This is a genomic window from Microbacterium sp. Root53, from assembly GCF_001426925.1.
GTDB lineage: Bacteria > Actinomycetota > Actinomycetes > Actinomycetales > Microbacteriaceae > Microbacterium.
Genome location: NZ_LMFR01000022.1, coordinates 70836 through 89444, shown reverse-complemented (window position 1 = coordinate 89444; position 18609 = coordinate 70836). Strand labels below are relative to the sequence as shown.

Sequence of the window (18609 nt, the reverse complement as noted above, 5' to 3'; positions counted from 1 at the left end):
CAACGCCGTCCCCGAAGTATCGATTGAAGGCCATCTTGAAGCAGAAGCTCGTCAAGCTCCTCCCCCCTTCGTTTGCGGACGGCCTGCGCCGCGCGCGCGCACAGTGGCGCGGCCCTTGGGAGTTCCACGCTGACCGCGTGCGGTACAAGCGCTACGCACACCCCGCCGTGCGCTCCGGGCGCAACGTCCCGGGATCATTCCTGGAAGCGGAGATCACTAAGGACTACCACCGCGTGGAGAAGGGCCTCGCTCTCGCGGCGCCGAAGCGCCCCTTCGGCAGCGAGGTGCAGGCGCGTCTCGAGCGGCTGCTTCCCCTTGCTGAGGCTCAGGACCCGAACGCGCCTTACGTGCGGTTCGGCCGCGAGGCCCTCGAGGCCCTCAAGCTGTGGAACGAGTCCGGCGTCATCGACGACCGGATCGCACCGCCGCGCTCCGTCGCCCGAACCGAGTCACTCGAACCGTCGGTCTCACCGCAGTTCTTCCAGAGCCGCCACAGCGTGCGCCACTTCGCAGCGGAGCCTGTCGACCGGGCGTTGCTCGACGAGGCGATCATCCTGGCTGCGCAGTCTCCCTCCGTGTGCAACCGCGAGCCGTGGCGCATCCGCATCTACGACGGCGCTGACGTGCAGCGACTCCTGGCCCACCAGAACGGCAACAGGGGCTTCACGTCGGATGTGCCCGCGCTCGCGCTGATCACGGTGGACCTCGGGATGTTCACGGGCCTGGGCGAGCGCAATCAGCCGTGGATCGAGGGCGGCATCTTCTCGTCGACGTTCGTGTGGGCGCTGCACTCGCTCGGGCTGTCGTCTTGCATGCTCAACCTCAGCCTCGAGACCCGGGCCGCCGACGCACTTCGCGCTGAGGCGGGCGTCAGCGCCGGTGAGGTTCCGATCATGATGGTGGCGATCGGCTGGGCTTCCGAGAATCACCGTGTCGCGCGATCCGGGCGCCGCGACCTGGCTCAGCTGACGACCAGCCGCTGACGCCGTCTGACGAAGAGGGACGCCCAGGAACCGTCGGTTCCTGGGCGTCCCTCTTCACGGATCAGGCGAGGCCGTCGAAGCTGCGGCGCCCGGCGGCCGTGAGCTCAGGGATCATCTGGCGCAGGCCAGGGTCTTCACCGTTCAGGACGCGTTCAAACGCGGCGACCGCGGCCTTCGCCATCCCCGGTTCGGGTTCGATGCACCACTCCGGACGGCCGATGCGCGTCATCAGACCCGAGACCTTTCCCTGCGTCGAGAGGACGACCGCAGGAACTCCAGCCGAGAGCGACAGGATGCTGAGATGCATCCGGCCGGTGAATACCGCCGCGGCCTGGCGAGCGATAGCGCGGACCTGCTTCGGCCGGAGCAGCCGGTCGATCCTCGTGTGGGGGATCTGCTCCTGGTTCAGCAGCTCGGACAGCCTGCTCACCGCCGAGGAGTCCTTGCCCACGTGCGGCAGCAAGACGATGTGCATCCCGCGATCGCGCGCGAACCGCGCGATCTCCAGATAATCGGGATTCAGGTCGACGCGCGACGCGATGAGACCGCTTGCATTGATGATCAGCACCCGCCGCCCGGCCGCTCGGATGCGCGAGATCTCTTCGTGCTCGGGGGTCGACGGGTCCTCGCCCTCGAGTGCGAACACCGTGTCGACGACCTCTTCGGCACGGATCCCTGCAGCCTGGAGACGCTGAGCGGAGTCCGGGTCGCGCGCGAACAGTCGCACGCCGGAGGCCGCTGCGCGCCGCGCCGCGTCCACAAGCAAGCGCGGAACATCGGTGCCCCAGCTGAAGCCGACGACTCGGCTGTCGATACCGGCTTGCGCAGCACCCTCCGAGAGAGCCCAGCTCAGTGCCGGGGCGCTCAGAAGGTACCCGCCGTCCATGATATCCGCCCCGATCACGCTGAAACTCCTCGCCTGGGCGAGCAGCGTGCGGAACGCCTGCAGATCAATCTGTTGCGCTCGGCCGCGCCCGTAGACGAGAGAGTCGAGGGTCACCTCGCGCACCCGCTCACGCGCATCTGAGGGGATGACGTATGTCGAACTACTGATCTTGATGACGTCGATCGGTCCAGGCACGTTCGCGATGAAGGATTCCAGCATCGCCTGGTCGCCGATGTTGTGGACGCCGCTCGATGTCAGGAGCACATGCCGTGAAGCGTCGGGCGTGACCTCGACTCCCGCGAGCTCCGATATCGTCCGCTCCAACGCCTTTGGCAGCGTCATCGAGTCCATGGCGCCGCGGATCGCCCGCTTGCCGCTTCGCGCGGCTCTCACCGCCACGGCCAGAGCTCTTCGCTTCATGGTTTCCCTTCTCTTCAGCAGCAGGAGCCGCTCAGCGTGCGCGGCGCAGAGTGTCGACGAGCGCCGCGTAATCGTGCCGAACCACGGGGATGATAGTCATGGCCGCGAGCGCGGCAAGCGCCGCCGCCGCCCCGACCCCCAACGTCGCCACGTCGCCGAGCTGGAGGAACGTCGTGCAGAAGGCGCACACCGCGGCAACCCCCGAGACGAGCACCCCGCGGGTGGTGACGCCGATCTGCTTCCAAGGCGAGACTCCGATCGTGCGCGCCGACACGATGACGCTCACCGGCCACGCCAGCCCCCACGCGATGCTGTTGGCGATGGCGACTCCCATCACACCGGCCGGAAGCGCGGAGAGGGTGATCAGCAGCACTCCGACCTGCACGGCCGTGGTCATGACAAGTCCTTCGCGTGACCGCCCAGCCGCGATCAGCCCCCAGCGCGTCGACTGCGACGCCGTGCGGAAAACGCCGCCGATCGCAAGCACCTGCACGAGATGGCCAGCCAGATCCCATCCGGGTCCGAGCGCCACTTCGACCACCTGCGGGCCGAGCGCCGCAACGCAGAGGAAGACCAGAGCAGACGGGTACGCGAGTAGCAGCTGCGCCCTCACGAGGAACACCTCGAACCGGTCCGGCATCGCTCGAAGCTTCGACAGGACGGGGACCGCGATGCGCTGCAGCTGCTCTACGGCGAGCATCACTGGAAGGAAGATGATCTGCTGGGCGCGGTCGTACTGACCGAGCGGACCCGGCTCCGTCACGACGCCGAGCGCAGGCACCACGGCGGCATGCGAGCCCGCCGAGACGGCGTTCATGCCGAAGATCCGCATTCCCTCACGCAAGAGGTCGGAGACCTCGCCACGAAGCGGTGCAGGACGCCCGGGCCGCCACCGCGCGAAGACGATCACCAGCAGACTGAGCAGCCCGGTCTGAAGTAGAACCTGGACGGCGAGGGCGGCGATCCCGTAGCCCGCCGCCGCGATGGCGATCGTGACCGCGAGAGCGGTCAGCTGCGAGATGACCTCGGCGCCGATCAGCCGAGAGAATCGGAAGTGGCGAAGCAGCTGCGCCTGCGATTGGCAGGACAAGGCAGCGAGCAGGGGACCGAGGGCGAGCCACCCGAGCAGAGGCTGGAGCTCCGGCAGGCCATACACCGTCGGCAATACGAACGACAGGCCGAACAGCGCCCCGGCAGCCAAGGTGCCGATCACCAGATTGAGGACGAACAGGCTGGAGACGGCCGCGCGCGAGACCACTGGCGCCTGTACCACGGCGAGCGTCAGGCCGAGCGGCATCAGGCTGACCACATAGCTGGCGATCGTCGTCGCGATCGCTGCGACGCCGAACTCGTCCGGCGTGATGAGCCGGGCGAGGACGACGATCGTCGTCAGCTTCACCAGCACAGTGACGCCCTGACCCGCGAGTGAGAGCATCCCCCCGCGCGCGCCGGCAGAAGCGAGCGAACGATTCACAGCGCCCCTCCGTGGCCGGCTCTCACGCGCGAGCCCTGCGCGCCGTGGCGAGAGTCCGGAGCTCGGCGGCGAGTTGCTCGCTCACGGCCTTCCACGAGTAGGTGCTCTCGACCTTGTCAAGGGCCGTGCGGGAGCAGCGCTCGTACATGCCCTCCTCGTCGAGCAGTCGCTCCACCGCGTCCGCGAGCGAACCGGCATCCACGTCCGAGGACAGGAGGCCGATGCCGAATTCCTCCACCTGCTGCGGAAGGGCGCCGACGGGCGTGGCCACGACCGGCATGCCGAACGTCGCGGCATTGGTGACGACGCCGGACTGGCTGGCCTCCCGGTACGGGAGGAGCAGGACGTCGAGATCCGCGAAGATGCCCGGGATCTCGGACTCGTCGATCCACCGCACCCGCCACTCGATGAGGTGCTGCGTGCGGGCCACGAGCTCGGGCGCGACGGCACCGTTTCCGGCGACGACTCCTCGAACCGCACGACCGCGCCGATCGAGCTCGAGTACTGTGTCGGCGAAGAGGTCGACACCCTTGTAGGCGACGATTCGGCCGAAGAACCCGAGTACCACCGGGTCCGCCGGCGCAGACCGCACGGGGGAGTCGAGCGTGTCCGCGCCGTGCGGCAGCGCGACCACCCTGCGACCGCGCACCTGACGCCGGAGCTGCGCCGCCGAGTGCTCGGAGTACCCGACCACGAGGTCCGCCCTTGAGAGGTCGCGCTTGCGCGCGAGCGCGACCACCTTGCGCTGTTCTCCCGTGTGCTCCACAGCATCGTGGATGGACGAGACGTACTTGACGCCGCGCGGAACTGTGAACGGCATGGCGAGCGACTGCCAGAGACTCAGCATTCCGGAGTAAACGACCTCGATGCGGTTGTCACGGATGTACCGTCTGAGGGACCGAACGGCTCGCAGCCAACGAGGGGCCCCGAGGACGAGTTCGCGCATGGAGCGATAGGTCGGGACGACGTGCGATGGAAGCGCTAGCGCCTCCCAGTCCGCCGCGTTGTCTGCGTATGCGGAGTAGGCCAGATGCACGTCGATGCCTGAGACCTGCGCAAGGCCCGAGGCCATGCGCTGGGTGAAACGAGGCCCTCCACCGTTCGCGCCCCAGTGGAGCACCAGCACCTTCAGATCACTCACTGGCGCCATTCCTCCCAGGTCTGCGCGATTCCCGCCTCGAGGGTCGTGAGCCGCGGCGTGCCGAAGCGCTCCGCGAAGCGTGCCGTGTCCAGAACGATGTGCTCGACGAACGACGGAGGAACCGGACGTGACTCGACAGGCAGTTCCGCGCCCGTCACGCTCCGCACGGTGTCGATGATGGTCGCCACCGAAGTCCCGGAGCCGCTGCCGAGGTTGACTGCACCTGAGAACATCGGGTCCGCGACGATCGCGCCGACCATGTGGGTCAGATCGTCGATGTGGATGTAGTCGCGCACCATGGATCCGTCACCGAGCTGCGTGATCGTGCCGCCGCTCTGGGCTGCACGCAGCAGGGCGCTGACGAGTCCGAACCCCGGTAGCGAGCGGTCCGTCCGAAGGCCGTATGGATTCGCCACACGCAGGACCACCGACGACATATCGTGCTCGATGCCGTAATACGCGAGATACCGTTCGATCGCCGCCTTCCCGATCCCATACGGCGAGATGGGAAGAAGTGCATCGTCCTCATGCGCCGCGCGGTCGACCGATCCATAGACAGTGCCCCCTGAGGAGACGAAGATCACACGTCCCACACTCGTCGCAACACACTGCCCGAGCATGTGAAGGGTGGGCAGGAGGTTGGCCTCGATGTCAGCCTGGGGCCCGCCGAGGGTCTTGGACGGCGTGGTCGCCGAGAGGCAGTGAACGACCAGGTCCTGCCCCGTGATCGCCTGGCGCATCTCGTCGCCGCTCGAGAACGTGCCGACCACCTGCCGTACGCCTTCCGCGGTGTATCGAGGGCCACTTGAGAACCGGTCGAACGCCTCGACTTCCCACCCGTCCCGGGCGAGCTGATCGACGATATGCGCGCCGATGAACCCATTGCCCCCGACCACCAAGGCACGCGCCATCAATACTCTCCTCGATAGATCGCCAGGGTCTGTTCGCCGAGGCGTGCGTCAGTGAGCCGCTCAAGACCCGTCGCGCGCGCTTCGGCAGCCATCCGGCGCCGCAGTTGGTCGTCTCGCAGCAGGCGCTCCACGCCCGCGCGGAGCGCCGCATCGTCCGACGCGATGATCCCAGTGCGCTCGTGAACGACTGCATCGCGGTTGCCGACGACGTCCGACACGACCGCGGGTATGCCGCGCACCTGCGCCATCATGAGCGCGTATGGCATCCCCTCCCACAAGGAGGGGAACAGCAGCACGTCGACCTTAGCGAGCTCGGCGTCGAGCTCCTCGGGACTGAGCCACCCCACGAGGCGTACGGGAGCGTCCCCGATCCATTCGTCGATCGGATCATGCGGCGCGACGCCGTACCAGATGAACTCCGCGAGGTGGCTCAACTGACGGGCCACGGAAGCGAAGCGCCACGGCGCCTTCTGATAGACGACGCGGCCCACCATAGCGACGATCGGCCGGTCATGGACCGCGCCCGCGGGCCCCCAGGACTCCGCTTCCTCGCGATCGATCCCGGTGTCAACGAGGTGCGCGCGGCGGGCCTTCAGCATGTCTCGAGCGAGTTCGACCTCGGTCGCGCTCGTCAGGATCAGTTCGCTTCGCTTGGCCAGCGCTCGCTCCAGCATCCGCGTCCCGAACCTCGAGATGCGCGACGTGTTCTCACGAAGGAAGGCAAACCCGTGTGGCGAGTAGAACATCGGCGTGCGACGCCGCGCCACGACGACTCGGCCGATCGCTCCAGCGAACGAGGAGTGGAGGTGGATGGCGTCATAATCGCCGCTCAGCGCTGCCGTCCGTACAAACCTTGCGAGCTTCAGCAGGTCGGCGCGTCGCGAACCTGTCCGCAGTTCGATCACCTCGGCTCCATGGAGGCGCTCCAGAAGGTCGTCGCGAGCAGGCGTGTCAGGGCGTCGAGTATGGACGACCACAACGTCCGCGCCGAGCTCTCGTTGCCTCCGGATATGTGAGCGGATCACGGCGACGATCCCACCACCCATAGCCTCGGTGACGTGCAGAACCCTCATCAGGATCGCACTCCCGTGATGGTGGGGCTCTGCGACGCCTGCGATTCTGCCGTGCCCGAGCTGGCGAACCGGACCGTGCCGACCGCGATCATCAGCGGAAGAAGGGGGATGAGGTGGCGGAGGGCGGAGCCGTAGTCGGGTTCGAACAGCGACTGCACCATGACGAACGCCAGCACCAAAGAGATCGCTCGCACGGTCACCACGTTGCCTGCATCGACCAAGCGCTGGTTGCGCCCGAATCGGCTGGCGGACACCAGGAAGCCGCCCCAGACCACGAGCAGCAGCGCCGCGATGGCGACGTAGTAGATCTCTCCGATGAAGACGAGCGGCAGGGGGAACAGCAGAACCAGCGCAGTGAGGAGATTGTTGACGATCCCCGCGAGGGGCTGCACTCCGTCGACGAACGGCTGGATCATGGTCGACGAAGCGACATCGAGTCGCACCTCGTTCACGCGCGTGCGGTAGGTGTCGGGTGCGATGTCGAGCACGAACCAGAAGCCGACACTGATGATCACGATCCCGACCGCGAGCCATATCAAGAGCCACCGCGCGCGAAGCGGCCGCCGTTGCACGATGCGGAAGGCGACGTACCCGACGGCGATGAGCAGCCAGTACTGGCGGAAGTTCACCCCGTACCAGACCATGATCGCGATGACCAGCACGTCCCAGGCCCGGCTCCCGCCAGCGATGAGGACCGCCAGAACGATCAGCAGCACGAACGCGTCCTTGGAGAATCCACCGAGGTAGATGCCAGCCAGCACGGCCGCGATCGAGACGACGAGGATGCGATAGAGCGTGGGCGTGCCCTTCGTCCGCCTCATCGCGACGAGAAGAGTGATGACGAACAGTCCGTACCCGAGGATCCCCGCGAGGTCCGGGCTGTCGGCGAGTCCGAGGAACCGATAGATCGAACTGACGGTGTCGAACGTGTAGTCGTCGTAGACCCGCCCCTGCGCGCCTTCCTGGATCTTGTTCGAATCGAACTGGAAGTGCGCGGGGACGAGCTGCTCGCGGAACAGGATGAAGTACAGCCCGATGCCGACGCTCACGATGATCGCCAGGGCCTCGAACTGCCGCATGAAGATGTTGGAACGCTGCCGGCGTGCCGCCGCCTCGGACCTCATCCGAGAGCTCGTTTGACTACGGCGGGAGCGCCGACCGCGAGCACGTCGTCGGGGATGTGCCCGCGGACCACTGAATTGGCGCCGATGGTGGAGCGGTCCCCGATCCGCGAGCCGCGGAGCACCACGGTCCCCGCGCCGATCCAGCTGTCCTCCCCAATCCACACTTCGTCCGTCAAGAAGTCTCCCCGCCGCCCGGCCGGTCCGTGGTCCTCCGTGTGCACCGAGACGTTCTCTCCGAACAGCGTCCTCGGCCCGATGTGAAGCGGGGCGAAGGCGATGATCGTGGAGTTCTTCCCGATGTAGACGTCGTCCCCGATGACGAGGCGGTCGCGAGCGACGATGCGTGCGCCGTGTTCGATCATGACGCCCTCGCCGATGCGGATGGAACCACCCTTTTCGACCCGGAACAGACTCGGGTTGCGGACGATGAACGAGGTACCGCTCACACGCCCCGCGCCGCGGAGGCGATACCACGTCGCGAAGAGCATCCCCGCCAGTCGCCGCACGTCGAACCGACTCCCCATCTGGAGCGCCTCCCGGTTGGTCGATCTGCTGGTCTCCCGCACGAGGCTCGTGCGGCGGATGGTCCGCTCGGCCAAGGTGCTGCATGGGCGGGAACCCACGTTCGGACTCGGCCGGGACCTGCGCAATGCTAACAGTGACGGGTAACCGAGCCCGGTGCGCCAGCGCCACCGCGACGGGCAGCACAGCCCTCCGCACCTCTCACATCCTGCGATTCAGCATCAGACCAGGTGGGTTGCACGGGACATGCAAGAATCGGTATGCCCACGCGACCAGGAGAGCACGTGACCCTACAAGACATCATCCGGATCCTTCACAAGAGCTGGATCGTCATCGTCGTGACCACGCTGCTGGGTCTCGGCCTCGGCGCCACCGCCTCCCTGCTCGCGACACCCGTGTACCAGTCGTCCACGCAGCTCTTCGTGTCCGTGCGCTCGAACGACGCCGCGACCGGAGATCTCGTGCAGGGCAGCACCTTCGCCCGGCAGATCGTGACGAGCTATGTGGATGTGGTCAAGACCGCGATCGTGCTCGAGCCCGCATCCGAGCAGCTCGGCATCCCGCTCGGTCAGCTCACGGGGCGCGTGACGGCGAGTTCGCCCACGAACTCGGTCCTGCTCAACATCACCGCGAGCGCGAATGAGGCGCAGCTTGCGGCCGATATCGCGAACGCCGTGGGTGACAGCTTCATCCAGGTCGTGACGACTGAGCTCGAGGCGCCCGCAGGCGAGGGCGAGCCGAGCCCGGTGCAGTTGAAGACCGTGCAGCCTGCGCAGGTTCCCGGGGCCCCCGTGAGCCCGCGCGTGCCGGTCAATCTCGCGGCGGGCCTCCTCGTCGGCCTGGTGGTCGGACTGGGATATGCCTTCCTGCGAAGCATGCTCGACACCCGAATTCACTCTCTGCACGACATCGAGCAGATCACGCAGAAGCCCCTTCTCGGCGGCATCGCGTACGACCCGGAGGCGAGCTCGCGCCCGCTCATCGTGCACGCCGACCCGCGCAACCCGCGCGCCGAGTCGTTCCGCACGCTCCGCACGAACCTGCAGTTCCTGCAGGTCGGGGACGGCTCTCGTGCCTTCGTCGTCTCGAGCGCGGGGCCGAGCGAGGGCAAGTCGACCACGACGGCGAACCTCGCGATCTCCCTGGCCGAGACCGGCGCCCGCGTCGCGTTGCTCGACGGCGATCTGCGCCTGCCCAAGCTCGCGACGTACATGGGCATCGAGGGCGGCGTGGGCATGACCGACGTGCTCATCGGCAAGGTCGAGCTGGTCGACGCGCTGCAGCGCTGGGGCCGCACTCAGCTGTACGTGCTGCCCGCAGGCAAGGTGCCGCCGAACCCGAGCGAGCTGCTCGGGTCGACGGCCATGGATCGCCTGCTGGAGATGCTGGGCGAGCACTTCGACTACGTGCTGATCGACGCCCCGCCGCTGCTTCTCGTCACCGATGCCGCGGTCGTCAGCAAGAAGACGAAGGGCGTCATCCTCGCCGCCGCTTCGGGCCAGACCAAGAAGGCCGCTCTGCAGGCTGCCGTCCGCACGCTGGAGACCGCAGGCGCCGAGCTTCTCGGCGTGGTGGTGACGAAGCTGCCGACCAAGGGCCCCGACAGCTACGGCTACGGCGAGTACGGCTACGGCCAGAACAACCCAATCGATGACAGCGTGCTGGAGTCGCGACGCGAGGGCGAGCAGGCCGCCCGGCGCAGCACCGCCGGCAAGAGGTAGACGGCGATGGGGACGTTCACGATCCTGACGGTGTGCACGGGCAATGTGTGCCGCTCGCCGCTCGGCGAGCAGCTGCTCGCCCTGGGCCTCCAGGGCCTGCCGGTCGCCGTCGCCAGCGCGGGCACCGGAGCCCTGGTCGACGAGGGCATGCCCACCCAGTCGCTGCGCATCGCCCGCGGCCTCGGAGTTCTGACGCCCGAGACGCACCGGGCGCGGCAGATCACCGCCGACATGATCCGGGAGGCGGATCTGGTGCTGGGGATGGCTCGTGAGCACCGCCGCCAGATCGTCGAACTCGTCCCCCGCGCCTCGCGCTACACGTTCACGATCCGCGAGTTCGCCCGCATCGCCGAGGCGGTGCCCGCCGAGACGATCGACGACCTCGTCCGCGACGAGCCGGACGCGGCCGAGCGGATGCGGCTGGCCGTCGAGGAGATCGGGTTCTCGCGCGGCACGGTGCCGCCGGCCGCGACCGAGGACGGCGACGATGTGATCGACCCGTACCGCCGATCGGATGACGTGTTCGAGCAGTCCGCACAGCACCTCTCACCCGCGGTTGCGACGACCGTGGCCCTGCTGCGCCGCGCCGCGGATGCGGGATCGGCATGAGACTCCGCCAGAGTCTGGGCACATTGCCCCGAACGTGGACATTCGTGGGAGTCGGGCTGCTCGGCGTCGTCGTGCTGGTGCTGTCTGCGCTCGCTCTCACGCAGCATCGGGGCACGCCGCCCGCGGCTGAATCCCCCTCGGAGACGAGGACGCCCACCGAATCGCCGGAGCCGACCGCCTCCGCGACTCCGTCCGCCGAGCCCGAGGCCCCGGCAGCCGTCGCTCCGACCCGTCATCTCACGCAGCTCACCACGGGCACGCTCATCCGGTCGACGACCGGTGAATGCGGCGGCAACGCCCCGACCGTCGAGTTCAGCACCGACGCCGGCGCGACCTGGGCTGCGGGCGACACCAGCACGGCCGGCGCCTCGCAGGTGCTGAGGCTGCTGTCGGGCGACATCGGCCAGGCGGTCACGCTCGACGCGACCTGCGCCCCGAGCGGCATGTGGTCCTTCAGCGAGGGCGCGGCGTGGGAGCAGACCGCCGATCTCGTCGCCGGCTCCTGGTACTTCAACCCGGGCGCTCCGACGACCGTGCACGCCCCTGCGGGCGACGTGCCGCTGCCCTGCACCGCACTTGCCCTCTCGGCATACGAGACGACCGCGATCGCCCTGTGCGACGACGCCACGGTCGTCACGACGGCCGACAACGCCGCCACGTGGTCTGCTCCTGTCCCCGCACCGGGGGCCCTGACCGTCCACGCCGCGGCGGATGGCTTCCGCGTGATGCTCGACGGGACCGCGGCGCAGTGCGCGGGCGTGCAGGTCGCAGCGCTCGCCGACGGCGCCGTCGCACCCGCCGGCGCCTGCCTGGCGGCCGAGTACGCCCCGGGCGACGTGGCCCTGGCCGCCGGCGGCGACGGAACGGTCGTCGCATGGGCCGGTGACGTCGTGGGCCGCTCGGCCGACGGCGGCGCGAACTGGGGCTGACGTCATGAGCGGGTTGGACTCCCTCTTCGAGGGGGAGAAGCGCGCGGTCCGGCCGGCCGCGAAGCAGGAGCACTCCCCGTCGGGGGCCCCGCTCGAGTCACTCTTCGACGGACAGCCGCGCCGGCAGCCTGCTTCGGCCGACGCACCGAGCGCGGCCGCCGCGACGACGCGCCTCGACTCCCTGTTCGTCTCGCCCGACGGAGCATCGGATCGCGGAGCCGCGGCGCCGGCCCCGCCCGGCGTCGACTCCCGGCCCACTGCACGGCGATCGGCCGCGGCGCTCGCCGTGCTCCGGCGCGTTCCGCCGCGCGCCGTCCTCCTCGGCGGTGCGCTCGTCGTCGCGCTCGTCGGCACCGGCGCAGCGGTGACCGCGATGACCCTTCAGGCGCAGGAGTCCGCAGCGTCGCAGCTCGCGGCCACCGCGGCGAACCAGGCCCAGGCCGACGCCCTGGAGCAGGCGCAGGCCGAGCTCGCGTCGGCCACCACCCTGCTGTCCCAGAAGCATCAGTCGCTGCTGGACGCCTCCGCGGCCGCCTCCCAGTTCGCCGATCGCGCCGGCACGGCGCTCCGCGGCGCCGAGGAGGTTCTCGATCCGGCGCTGGTCGCGGCGGCACGCGATGCGGCCACCGCGCTGAAGCGCGAGGCCTCGGCCGTCGACGCGGTCGCGTTGCCGGAGCCCTTCGAGCTCGAGATCGCTGGCGTCGCCACGCCCGCGCAGCTCTCCGACGGGCTCGAGACCGTGGCGCACCAGAGCGCGCTCGTGGAGGAGATCCTCACGGCGATCGAGGAGATCGACCGCCGACTGACCGGCGCCTCGGAGACGGCCCTGGCGTCCGTCAAGGCCCTCACCGACACGTTCCCGGATGTCGCCGCCTCGACCCATGACGCCGCACCGCTCGTCGGCGCGGCGCTCCACGACGCACTGGACACCGCAGCCGCCGCCACCGGCGTGGATGGACCCGACGCGATCGCGGCCTTTCTCGCCGCCGTCGGGGCCCTGCGCGACGAACAGGCGCGCCTGGAGGAACTGGCCCAGGAGCCGCCCGCGTACGAGGCGCCGGTGGACCCGGTCGTTCCGCCGGCCACGACCGAGCCCGAGCCGACCACGGAGCCCGAGCCTACGACGGAGCCGGAACCCACGACCGAGCCCGAGCCGACCACCGAGCCCAGCGAACCGCCGACCGACGAGCAGCCAGGCGGCGGAGGCGGCGTCATCCTGCCGCCCGGACTGGGCGGAACCGACACCCAGGGCTGAGCCCGCCGCCACGGCCGTTCTCGTCCATCCTCCCTAGCAGACGAATGTGCCGGTGCGATCCGCGCCCCTTCAGGCTGACCCGGTATGGTTCCGCGGCGGGGGCAGACGGAGAGGTGATGACAGGATGAGCGGACTCGACGAGCTCTTCGCCGACGACGATCATGACCAGCCGATCGGCCCGGCGACGCCGAAGGCGCGGCCGACCACGGACGCGTCGTTCGCGATGCAGTTCGCGGACGCGACCTCGCCCGGCGACATCGCGCGCGCGAACCCCGGCCCCATGCGCCGCGGGCAGCAGCGCCCCGCGCCGGAGCCTGCCGGGGACTCCGCTCCGACCGCTCCGCTGCCCCGGTACGGCCGGCACGAGGACTCCGTCCTGCCGCAGCCCACCGAGCCCGTCCAGGCTCCTCAGCCGCGGCGAGCACGCGGGCCGATCCTCGGCGGCGCGCTCGCGCTCCTCCTCCTCGGCGGCGGCGCCACGACGGCGCTGTGGGCATGGGCCTCCGAGGCGCCGGCCGCCGCGCGCGCCGTCTCCACGCCCGAGCCGCTCGCGTCGCCCACCGTGATCGGCGTGACGCCTCGCCCCACCGCCACACCGAGCCCGAGCCCGGTCGCCTCGCCGTCACAGCCGGCCGCCCCGCCGGCCGCCGACGCGGCGTCCGCTCCCGAGGCGCCCCTTGAGGAAGCCGCCCCCGTCCAGCCCGCGCAGCCCGCCCCCAGCGCTCCGCCGGTCGCCCAGCCGTCGCCGACCGGATCCGCCCCGCCGTCGGCGACCGCGCCGGCTCCAGCGCCGAGCCCCAGCTCGACCGCGGAGGCCCCCGCGAGCGGCGACGACGCGCGCACGCCGACGTCGACCCCGCGGCCCAGCGACTCGCCTGACGAGCCCGAGTCGGACGGTGGCGTGATCGGCGCGATCGTCGACTCGCTGTTCGGCTGAGCGGCGCGCCTCAGTTCCGGTAGGTCGCCGTGACCAGGATCGGCAGGTGATCCGACGCGCCCTGCGGCAGCGTGGTCACCTTGCCGATGTCGAGTCCGATCGACGTCGCGAAGTCGTAGTGCCCCTTGAAGAAGCGGTAGCGCGTGTAGGTGCGCGCGTCGCTCAGCGTGAGGTCGTGCCCGTGACCCCGGATGTGCTCACCGAGGCGCTCCTTGAACACCGGGTAGTTGTAGTCGCCGACCATGAGCACCGGCAGCCCGTCGCCCAGCTTGCTGAGCTCGGTGAGCGCGGTCCGGATCTGGTGGCGGCGCAGCGAGTTCAGCGCCGTCAGCGGCGCGGCGTGGAAGGACGCGATCACCACGTCGCGTCCTGCATCGATGTCGCGCAGCCGCGCGGCGAGCACGCGCTCGTGCGCGGGCCGGAGCAGGATGTCGTGGAGCGACTTCTTGAGCGACAGGCTCACGACATCCTGGAGCTGGAACATGTTCTCGCGGTAGTAGAGCGCCAGGCCCAGGCGGTTCTTGGCCGTCGCGCGGGCGAGAGTCAGCCCCGCGAGGTGCGAGGGCAGGTGGGCGGTGTCGGCCTCCTGCAGGCACAGGACGTCCGCCTCCCATCGGTCCACCAGCTCCTCGAGCTCGTGGGCCGCGGCATGCTTGCGCAGGTTGTACGAGATCACCCTCATGTCGGATCCACCCTACGCTCGGCGGTCTCCGCGCCCCCTGGGGTTGACGAGGTTATTCGTCGTCCCTCCGACGCCGGGTCTGCTCCGCGCGAGAGGCGAGCAGGTCGTCGGCCGGGTAGCCGACCTCGGTCAGTGTGAGGCCCCGCGCCGCCAGCACCTTGAACTCGCTGGTGCGCAGGCGCGCGTCCCGGATCGCCACGAGGTGCTCGGGCAGCAGCTTGCCTTCGCCTGCCGCGACGCATGCGCCCACGAGGGCGCGCACCATCGAGTGGCAGAACGCGTCGGCCCGCACGTGGGCCACCAGCACACCGAGGTCGTCTCGACTCCATTCGTAGTCGAGCAGCGTGCGGATCGTGGTCGACTCGGGCCGCGGCTTGCAGTAGGCGGCGAAGTCGTGGAGGCCGATCAGGCTGCGGGCGGTGGCGTCCATCGCCTCGACGTCCAGCTCGGCCCGCACGGTCGTCGTGCGGTGCCGCTCGAGCGGGTCGTAGCCCGTGACGGTGTCCGCGACCCGGTACTCGTACCTCCGCCAGACCGCGGAGAAGCGCGCGTCGAAGCCCTCGAGCGCCGTCGACGTGCGGAGGACGGCCACGTCGGCGTACTGGCCCAGCACGCCGGTCAGGCGGCGGGCGAGCGGAGCGACCGGGTCCTCGTGGCGCACGCTGTCGCGCCGGCGCTGCGTGGCGCGCGCCCACTGCGCCTCGTCCAGGTCGGCGTGGGCGACCTGGCCGGTGGCGTGCACTCCCGCGTCGGTGCGCCCCGCCACGGTCAGCGGGACCGGCGACCCGATGATGCGCTCGAGAGCCCCTTCGAGCACTCCCTGCACGGTGCGCAGGCCCGGCTGGCGGGCCCAGCCCCGGAAGTGCGTGCCGTCGTAGGCGATGTCGAGGCGGATGCGGGGCACGGCTCCAGCCTATGCGGCACCGGCTCGCGTCAGAGCGCCGCGAGCGCGCCCAGCACGACGCGCGCCGAGCGCTCGGCGGCGCCGTCGATGTGGGTCAGGAACTCCGTGCCGTCGGGCGCGCACAGGTCGGAGACCGCGCGCACGGAGACGAAGCGCACGCCGTGGTTGTGCGCCACCTGCGCGATCGCGGCCGACTCCATGTCGACCGCGAGCAGGTGCGGGAAGTCGCGGCGCAGCTCCTCGGCGAGCTCTGCGGTCACGAACCGCTCACCGGAGCCGATCGATCCCTCCCGCACGGTCAGGTCGCCGGCTGCGCCCAGGAGGGCCTGCCGCAGCTCCGCGTCGCCGTCGTAGGCGACGGGCATGCCGGGGACCTGCCCCAGCGCGTACCCGAAGGCGCGCGCGTCGGCGCCGACGTTCACGAGCGAATCGCTCACCACGACGTCGCCGACCTGCACGCCCCTCGCGAGCCCCCCGGCGGATCCGGCGCTCACGAGGTGCACCTCGCGACCGTAGCGGGCGATGGCGCCCGCCGCGGCGTCGGCCGCGTTGACCATGCCGATGCCGGTGCGGACGAGCACGTGCGTCCGCCCGTCGACGACGATGCCGCGGTGCTCCGCGCGGCCGATGACCACGGGCTCGCTGACCTCGCCGGCGCGCTCGAGGAAGGGCGCGGCCTCCTCCTCCATCGCGACCAGCACGACCGCGACGGATCCGGCGCTCACCGGCTCTCGCCCGCGAAGACCTGCGACCACTGGCCGCGCTCGGCCAGGAACGCGCGCGCGGCCCGCTGCGCGCCCTCGAGCGTGTGGTTCGCGCCCCAGCCGCACTGCACCTCGTTGGCGGCGGGCACCTCGTCGGCGTCGAGGATGTCCTGCAGCGTCGCGGCCACGAGCTCCTCCACCTGCTCGAACGTGTGGTCGCCCTGCAGGATCAGGTAGAAGCCCGTCTGGCAGCCCATGGGCGAGAAGTCGATCACGCGGTCGGAGTGGTTGCGGCTCTTCTCCGCGAACAGGTGCTCGAGCGAGTGGATGGCCGGCATCTCGAGGTGCGCGACGTTCGGCTGCGCGAAGCGCACGTCGTACTTCACGATCACGTCGCCGTGCGGCAGCACCTTGCGGTCGGCAACGCGCAGGTAGGGTGCGGCGACGGCGCGGTGGTCCAGATTGAAGGACTCGACGTTCATGCGGGGCTCGGTCACCCTTCGAGCCTAATCGCCCCGCCGCAGCCGGGAAGCTCGGCGACGTTTCGACTCGCTTCGCTCGCTCAACGACCACGGGGGGACGCCGATTCGTGGTCGTTGAGCGACGAGCGCCAGCGAGGAGTCGAAACGGCGCCGCGCCTCCCCACTCGCCCGGGAACGACGAAGGGCCCTGCCGGACGGCAGGACCCTTCGTGCGATGCGGGCGGGACTTACTTGGTCTCCTCCGCGGGAGCCTCGGCGGTCTCCTCGGCAGCGGCCTCGGTGGTCTCCTCGGCCGGAGCCTCCTCCACGACCTCGGTCGTGTCCTCGGCCGGGGCCTCCTCGGCGACCGGCGCCTTCTCGGCGGCCGGCGCGGCCTTCTTGACCTTCGGCGAGACGGGCTCGAGGACGAGCTCGATCACGGCCATGGGGGCGTTGTCGCCCTTGCGGTTGCCGACCTTGGTGATGCGGGTGTAGCCGCCCTCACGCTCCGCGACGAGCGGCGCGATCTCGGCGAACAGCGTGTGCACGACCTCCTTGTCGCCGATGACCGAGAGCACGCGACGACGCGCGTGCAGGTCGCCGCGCTTCGCGAACGTGATCAGGCGCTCGGCGAGCGGACGCAGGCGCTTGGCCTTGGTCTCGGTCGTCTTGATCGACTTGTGCGTGAACAGAGCCGCCGCGAGGTTCGCGAGAAGCAGACGCTCGTGGGCGGGGCCGCCTCCGAGGCGGGGACCCTTCGTGGGCTTAGGCATTTCTTGTTACTCCAGTTGTCGGAAAGAAGTCGAAACGGATCAGAGCGACTCGTCGTCGTAGCCGCCGTAGAAGCCGGTGCCGTCGAAGCCGGGCACCGAGTCCTTGAGCGACAGGCCGAGCGAGGTGAGCTTGTCGCGCACCTCGTCCACCGACTTCTGTCCGAAGTTGCGGATGTTCATGAGCTGCGTCTCCGAGAGGGCGACGAGCTCGCTGACCGTGTTGATCCCCTCGCGCTTGAGGCAGTTGTACGAGCGGACCGACAGGTCGAGGTCCTCGATCGGCATCGACAGCTCGTTCGAGAGGACGGTCTCGACCGGCGCCGGGCCGATCTCGATGCCCTCGGCCTCGACGTTCAGCTCACGGGCCAGGCCGAACAGCTCGACCAGCGTGCGGCCGGCCGAGGCGACGGCGTCGCGCGGGGCGATCGACGGCTTGGTCTCGACGTCCAGGACGAGCTTGTCGAAGTCGGTGCGCTCACCGGCACGCGTGGCCTCGACGCGGTAGCTGACCTTGAGCACCGGCGAGTAGATCGAGTCGACCGGGATCTGGCCGGCCTCAGCGTACTCGTTGCGGTTCTGCACGGCCGACACGTAGCCACGGCCGCGCTCGATCGTGAGCTCGAGCTCGAACTTGGCGGTGTCGTTGAGCGTCGCGATGACCAGCTCGGGGTTGTGCACCTCGACACCAGCCGGGGCCGAGATGTCGGCGGCCGTGACCTCGCCGGCGCCGGTCTTGCGCAGGTAAGCCGTGATCGGCTCGTCGCGCTCGCTCGACACCACGAGCTGCTTGATGTTGAGGATGATCTCGGTGACATCCTCCTTGACGCCCGGAATGGTGCTGAACTCGTGCAGCACGCCGTCGATGCGGATGCTGGTCACCGCCGCGCCGGGGATCGACGAGAGGAGGCTGCGACGGAGCGCGTTCCCGATGGTGTAGCCGAAGCCGGGCTCGAGGGGCTCGACGACGAACCGGCTGCGGAACTCCGAGATCTTCTCCTCGGTGAGGGTGGGACGCTGTGCAATGAGCACTGGTTGTTCCTTTCGATCAAGTGCCCGCTATATGACACTTGCGTGGATGAGGTCTTGAGTTGTTCTCGGAC

At 69.7% G+C, this 18609-nt stretch carries 19 protein-coding genes; 6 read left to right on the top strand and 13 right to left on the bottom strand.

Going from position 1 to position 18609, the window contains the following annotated elements; all coding sequences use genetic code 11:
* Positions 1 to 137: 137 nt before the first annotated feature.
* Positions 138 to 983 carry a nitroreductase family protein gene (locus ASD19_RS10445; protein ID WP_162246669.1) on the top strand — a complete coding sequence of 282 codons (846 nt, stop codon included), beginning with the start codon at positions 138 to 140 and terminating at the stop codon, positions 981 to 983.
* Positions 984 to 1044: 61 nt separating this feature from the next.
* On the opposite strand, the gene ASD19_RS10440 is transcribed toward ASD19_RS10445, so the two are convergent.
* The 7 genes from ASD19_RS10440 to ASD19_RS10405 all read right to left on the bottom strand — a co-directional run bounded on the left by ASD19_RS10440 (position 1045) and on the right by ASD19_RS10405 (position 8611).
* Complete coding sequence (locus tag ASD19_RS10440) at positions 1045 to 2289, bottom strand: polysaccharide pyruvyl transferase family protein (RefSeq protein ID WP_082543143.1); 1245 nt, start codon at positions 2287 to 2289, stop codon at positions 1045 to 1047.
* A 31-nt stretch (positions 2290 to 2320) separates the two neighbouring features.
* Positions 2321 to 3724 (bottom strand): oligosaccharide flippase family protein, encoded by a 1404-nt coding sequence (locus tag ASD19_RS10435; RefSeq protein ID WP_055992254.1) that lies wholly within the window; start codon positions 3722 to 3724, stop codon positions 2321 to 2323.
* A gap of 61 nt (positions 3725 to 3785) precedes the next feature.
* Positions 3786 to 4913: a glycosyltransferase family 4 protein gene (locus ASD19_RS10430; protein WP_082543142.1), complete on the bottom strand. Its 1128-nt coding sequence runs from the start codon at positions 4911 to 4913 to the stop codon at positions 3786 to 3788.
* Complete coding sequence (locus tag ASD19_RS10425; protein WP_055992247.1) at positions 4901 to 5815, bottom strand: NAD-dependent epimerase/dehydratase family protein; 915 nt, start codon at positions 5813 to 5815, stop codon at positions 4901 to 4903. Before ASD19_RS10425 ends, ASD19_RS10430 begins: the two co-directional genes overlap by 13 nt.
* The gene (locus ASD19_RS14420; protein WP_162246667.1) at positions 5815 to 6888 is read right to left on the bottom strand and encodes a glycosyltransferase; all 1074 of its coding nucleotides are present in this window, start codon (positions 6886 to 6888) and stop codon (positions 5815 to 5817) included. The genes ASD19_RS10425 and ASD19_RS14420 overlap by 1 nt, the downstream gene beginning before the upstream one ends.
* Entirely contained in the window at positions 6888 to 8012 is a 1125-nt protein-coding gene (locus ASD19_RS14550) for a hypothetical protein (RefSeq protein WP_055992238.1), read from the bottom strand. Before ASD19_RS14550 ends, ASD19_RS14420 begins: the two co-directional genes overlap by 1 nt.
* On the bottom strand, positions 8009 to 8611 hold the full coding sequence (locus tag ASD19_RS10405; protein ID WP_156377176.1) for an acyltransferase: 603 nt from the start codon (positions 8609 to 8611) through the stop codon (positions 8009 to 8011). Before ASD19_RS10405 ends, ASD19_RS14550 begins: the two co-directional genes overlap by 4 nt.
* 207 nt (positions 8612 to 8818) lie before the next feature.
* Here ASD19_RS10405 and ASD19_RS10400 point away from each other — a divergent pair, with 207 nt between their 5' ends.
* The 5 genes from ASD19_RS10400 (at position 8819) to ASD19_RS10380 (ending at position 13985) form a co-directional block, all read left to right on the top strand.
* A complete protein-coding gene (locus tag ASD19_RS10400) occupies positions 8819 to 10255 on the top strand; it encodes a polysaccharide biosynthesis tyrosine autokinase (protein ID WP_055992232.1) in 1437 nt (478 codons plus the stop codon).
* Positions 10256 to 10261: 6 nt separating this feature from the next.
* Entirely contained in the window at positions 10262 to 10864 is a 603-nt protein-coding gene (locus ASD19_RS10395; RefSeq protein ID WP_055992229.1) for an arsenate reductase/protein-tyrosine-phosphatase family protein, read from the top strand.
* A gap of 44 nt (positions 10865 to 10908) precedes the next feature.
* On the top strand, positions 10909 to 11793 hold the full coding sequence (locus tag ASD19_RS10390; RefSeq protein WP_055992226.1) for a hypothetical protein: 885 nt from the start codon (positions 10909 to 10911) through the stop codon (positions 11791 to 11793).
* A gap of 4 nt (positions 11794 to 11797) precedes the next feature.
* Positions 11798 to 13048 carry a hypothetical protein gene (locus tag ASD19_RS10385; protein WP_156377175.1) on the top strand — a complete coding sequence of 417 codons (1251 nt, stop codon included), beginning with the start codon at positions 11798 to 11800 and terminating at the stop codon, positions 13046 to 13048.
* A 124-nt stretch (positions 13049 to 13172) separates the two neighbouring features.
* Complete coding sequence (locus tag ASD19_RS10380; protein WP_055992221.1) at positions 13173 to 13985, top strand: hypothetical protein; 813 nt, start codon at positions 13173 to 13175, stop codon at positions 13983 to 13985.
* Positions 13986 to 13995: 10 nt separating this feature from the next.
* On the opposite strand, the gene ASD19_RS10375 is transcribed toward ASD19_RS10380, so the two are convergent.
* From ASD19_RS10375 to ASD19_RS10350, 6 genes are all read right to left on the bottom strand, one after another.
* Positions 13996 to 14667, bottom strand: coding sequence for an endonuclease/exonuclease/phosphatase family protein (locus ASD19_RS10375; RefSeq protein ID WP_055992218.1), 672 nt, complete (start codon positions 14665 to 14667; stop codon positions 13996 to 13998).
* A 52-nt stretch (positions 14668 to 14719) separates the two neighbouring features.
* Positions 14720 to 15571, bottom strand: coding sequence for a tRNA pseudouridine synthase A (locus ASD19_RS10370; RefSeq protein WP_055992215.1), 852 nt, complete (start codon positions 15569 to 15571; stop codon positions 14720 to 14722).
* A 29-nt stretch (positions 15572 to 15600) separates the two neighbouring features.
* Positions 15601 to 16296 (bottom strand): 5'-methylthioadenosine/S-adenosylhomocysteine nucleosidase, encoded by a 696-nt coding sequence (gene mtnN / locus ASD19_RS10365; RefSeq protein WP_235563028.1) that lies wholly within the window; start codon positions 16294 to 16296, stop codon positions 15601 to 15603.
* Complete coding sequence (locus ASD19_RS10360; protein WP_235563027.1) at positions 16293 to 16772, bottom strand: S-ribosylhomocysteine lyase; 480 nt, start codon at positions 16770 to 16772, stop codon at positions 16293 to 16295. The genes mtnN and ASD19_RS10360 overlap by 4 nt, the downstream gene beginning before the upstream one ends.
* Positions 16773 to 16984: 212 nt before the next feature.
* On the bottom strand, positions 16985 to 17509 hold the full coding sequence (gene rplQ / locus ASD19_RS10355) for a 50S ribosomal protein L17 (RefSeq protein WP_055992212.1): 525 nt from the start codon (positions 17507 to 17509) through the stop codon (positions 16985 to 16987).
* A 39-nt stretch (positions 17510 to 17548) separates the two neighbouring features.
* Complete coding sequence (locus ASD19_RS10350; RefSeq protein WP_055992209.1) at positions 17549 to 18538, bottom strand: DNA-directed RNA polymerase subunit alpha; 990 nt, start codon at positions 18536 to 18538, stop codon at positions 17549 to 17551.
* Positions 18539 to 18609 lie beyond the last annotated feature (71 nt).

What these genes read in the sequence shown, in the direction of transcription:
- ASD19_RS10440 (WP_082543143.1), bottom strand. Translation starts at nt 2,289, where the DNA reads ATGAAGCGAAGAGCTCTGGCCGTGGCGGTGAGAGCCGCGCGAAGCGGC.
- ASD19_RS10435 (WP_055992254.1), bottom strand. Translation starts at nt 3,724, where the DNA reads ATGCTCTCACTCGCGGGTCAGGGCGTCACTGTGCTGGTGAAGCTGACG.
- ASD19_RS10430 (WP_082543142.1), bottom strand. Translation starts at nt 4,913, where the DNA reads ATGGCGCCAGTGAGTGATCTGAAGGTGCTGGTGCTCCACTGGGGCGCG.
- ASD19_RS10425 (WP_055992247.1), bottom strand. Translation starts at nt 5,815, where the DNA reads ATGGCGCGTGCCTTGGTGGTCGGGGGCAATGGGTTCATCGGCGCGCAT.
- ASD19_RS14420 (WP_162246667.1), bottom strand. Translation starts at nt 6,888, where the DNA reads ATGAGGGTTCTGCACGTCACCGAGGCTATGGGTGGTGGGATCGTCGCC.
- ASD19_RS14550 (WP_055992238.1), bottom strand. Translation starts at nt 8,012, where the DNA reads ATGAGGTCCGAGGCGGCGGCACGCCGGCAGCGTTCCAACATCTTCATG.
- ASD19_RS10395 (WP_055992229.1), top strand. Translation starts at nt 10,262, where the DNA reads ATGGGGACGTTCACGATCCTGACGGTGTGCACGGGCAATGTGTGCCGC.
- ASD19_RS10385 (WP_156377175.1), top strand. Translation starts at nt 11,798, where the DNA reads ATGAGCGGGTTGGACTCCCTCTTCGAGGGGGAGAAGCGCGCGGTCCGG.
- ASD19_RS10380 (WP_055992221.1), top strand. Translation starts at nt 13,173, where the DNA reads ATGAGCGGACTCGACGAGCTCTTCGCCGACGACGATCATGACCAGCCG.
- ASD19_RS10375 (WP_055992218.1), bottom strand. Translation starts at nt 14,667, where the DNA reads ATGAGGGTGATCTCGTACAACCTGCGCAAGCATGCCGCGGCCCACGAG.
- rplQ (WP_055992212.1), bottom strand. Translation starts at nt 17,509, where the DNA reads ATGCCTAAGCCCACGAAGGGTCCCCGCCTCGGAGGCGGCCCCGCCCAC.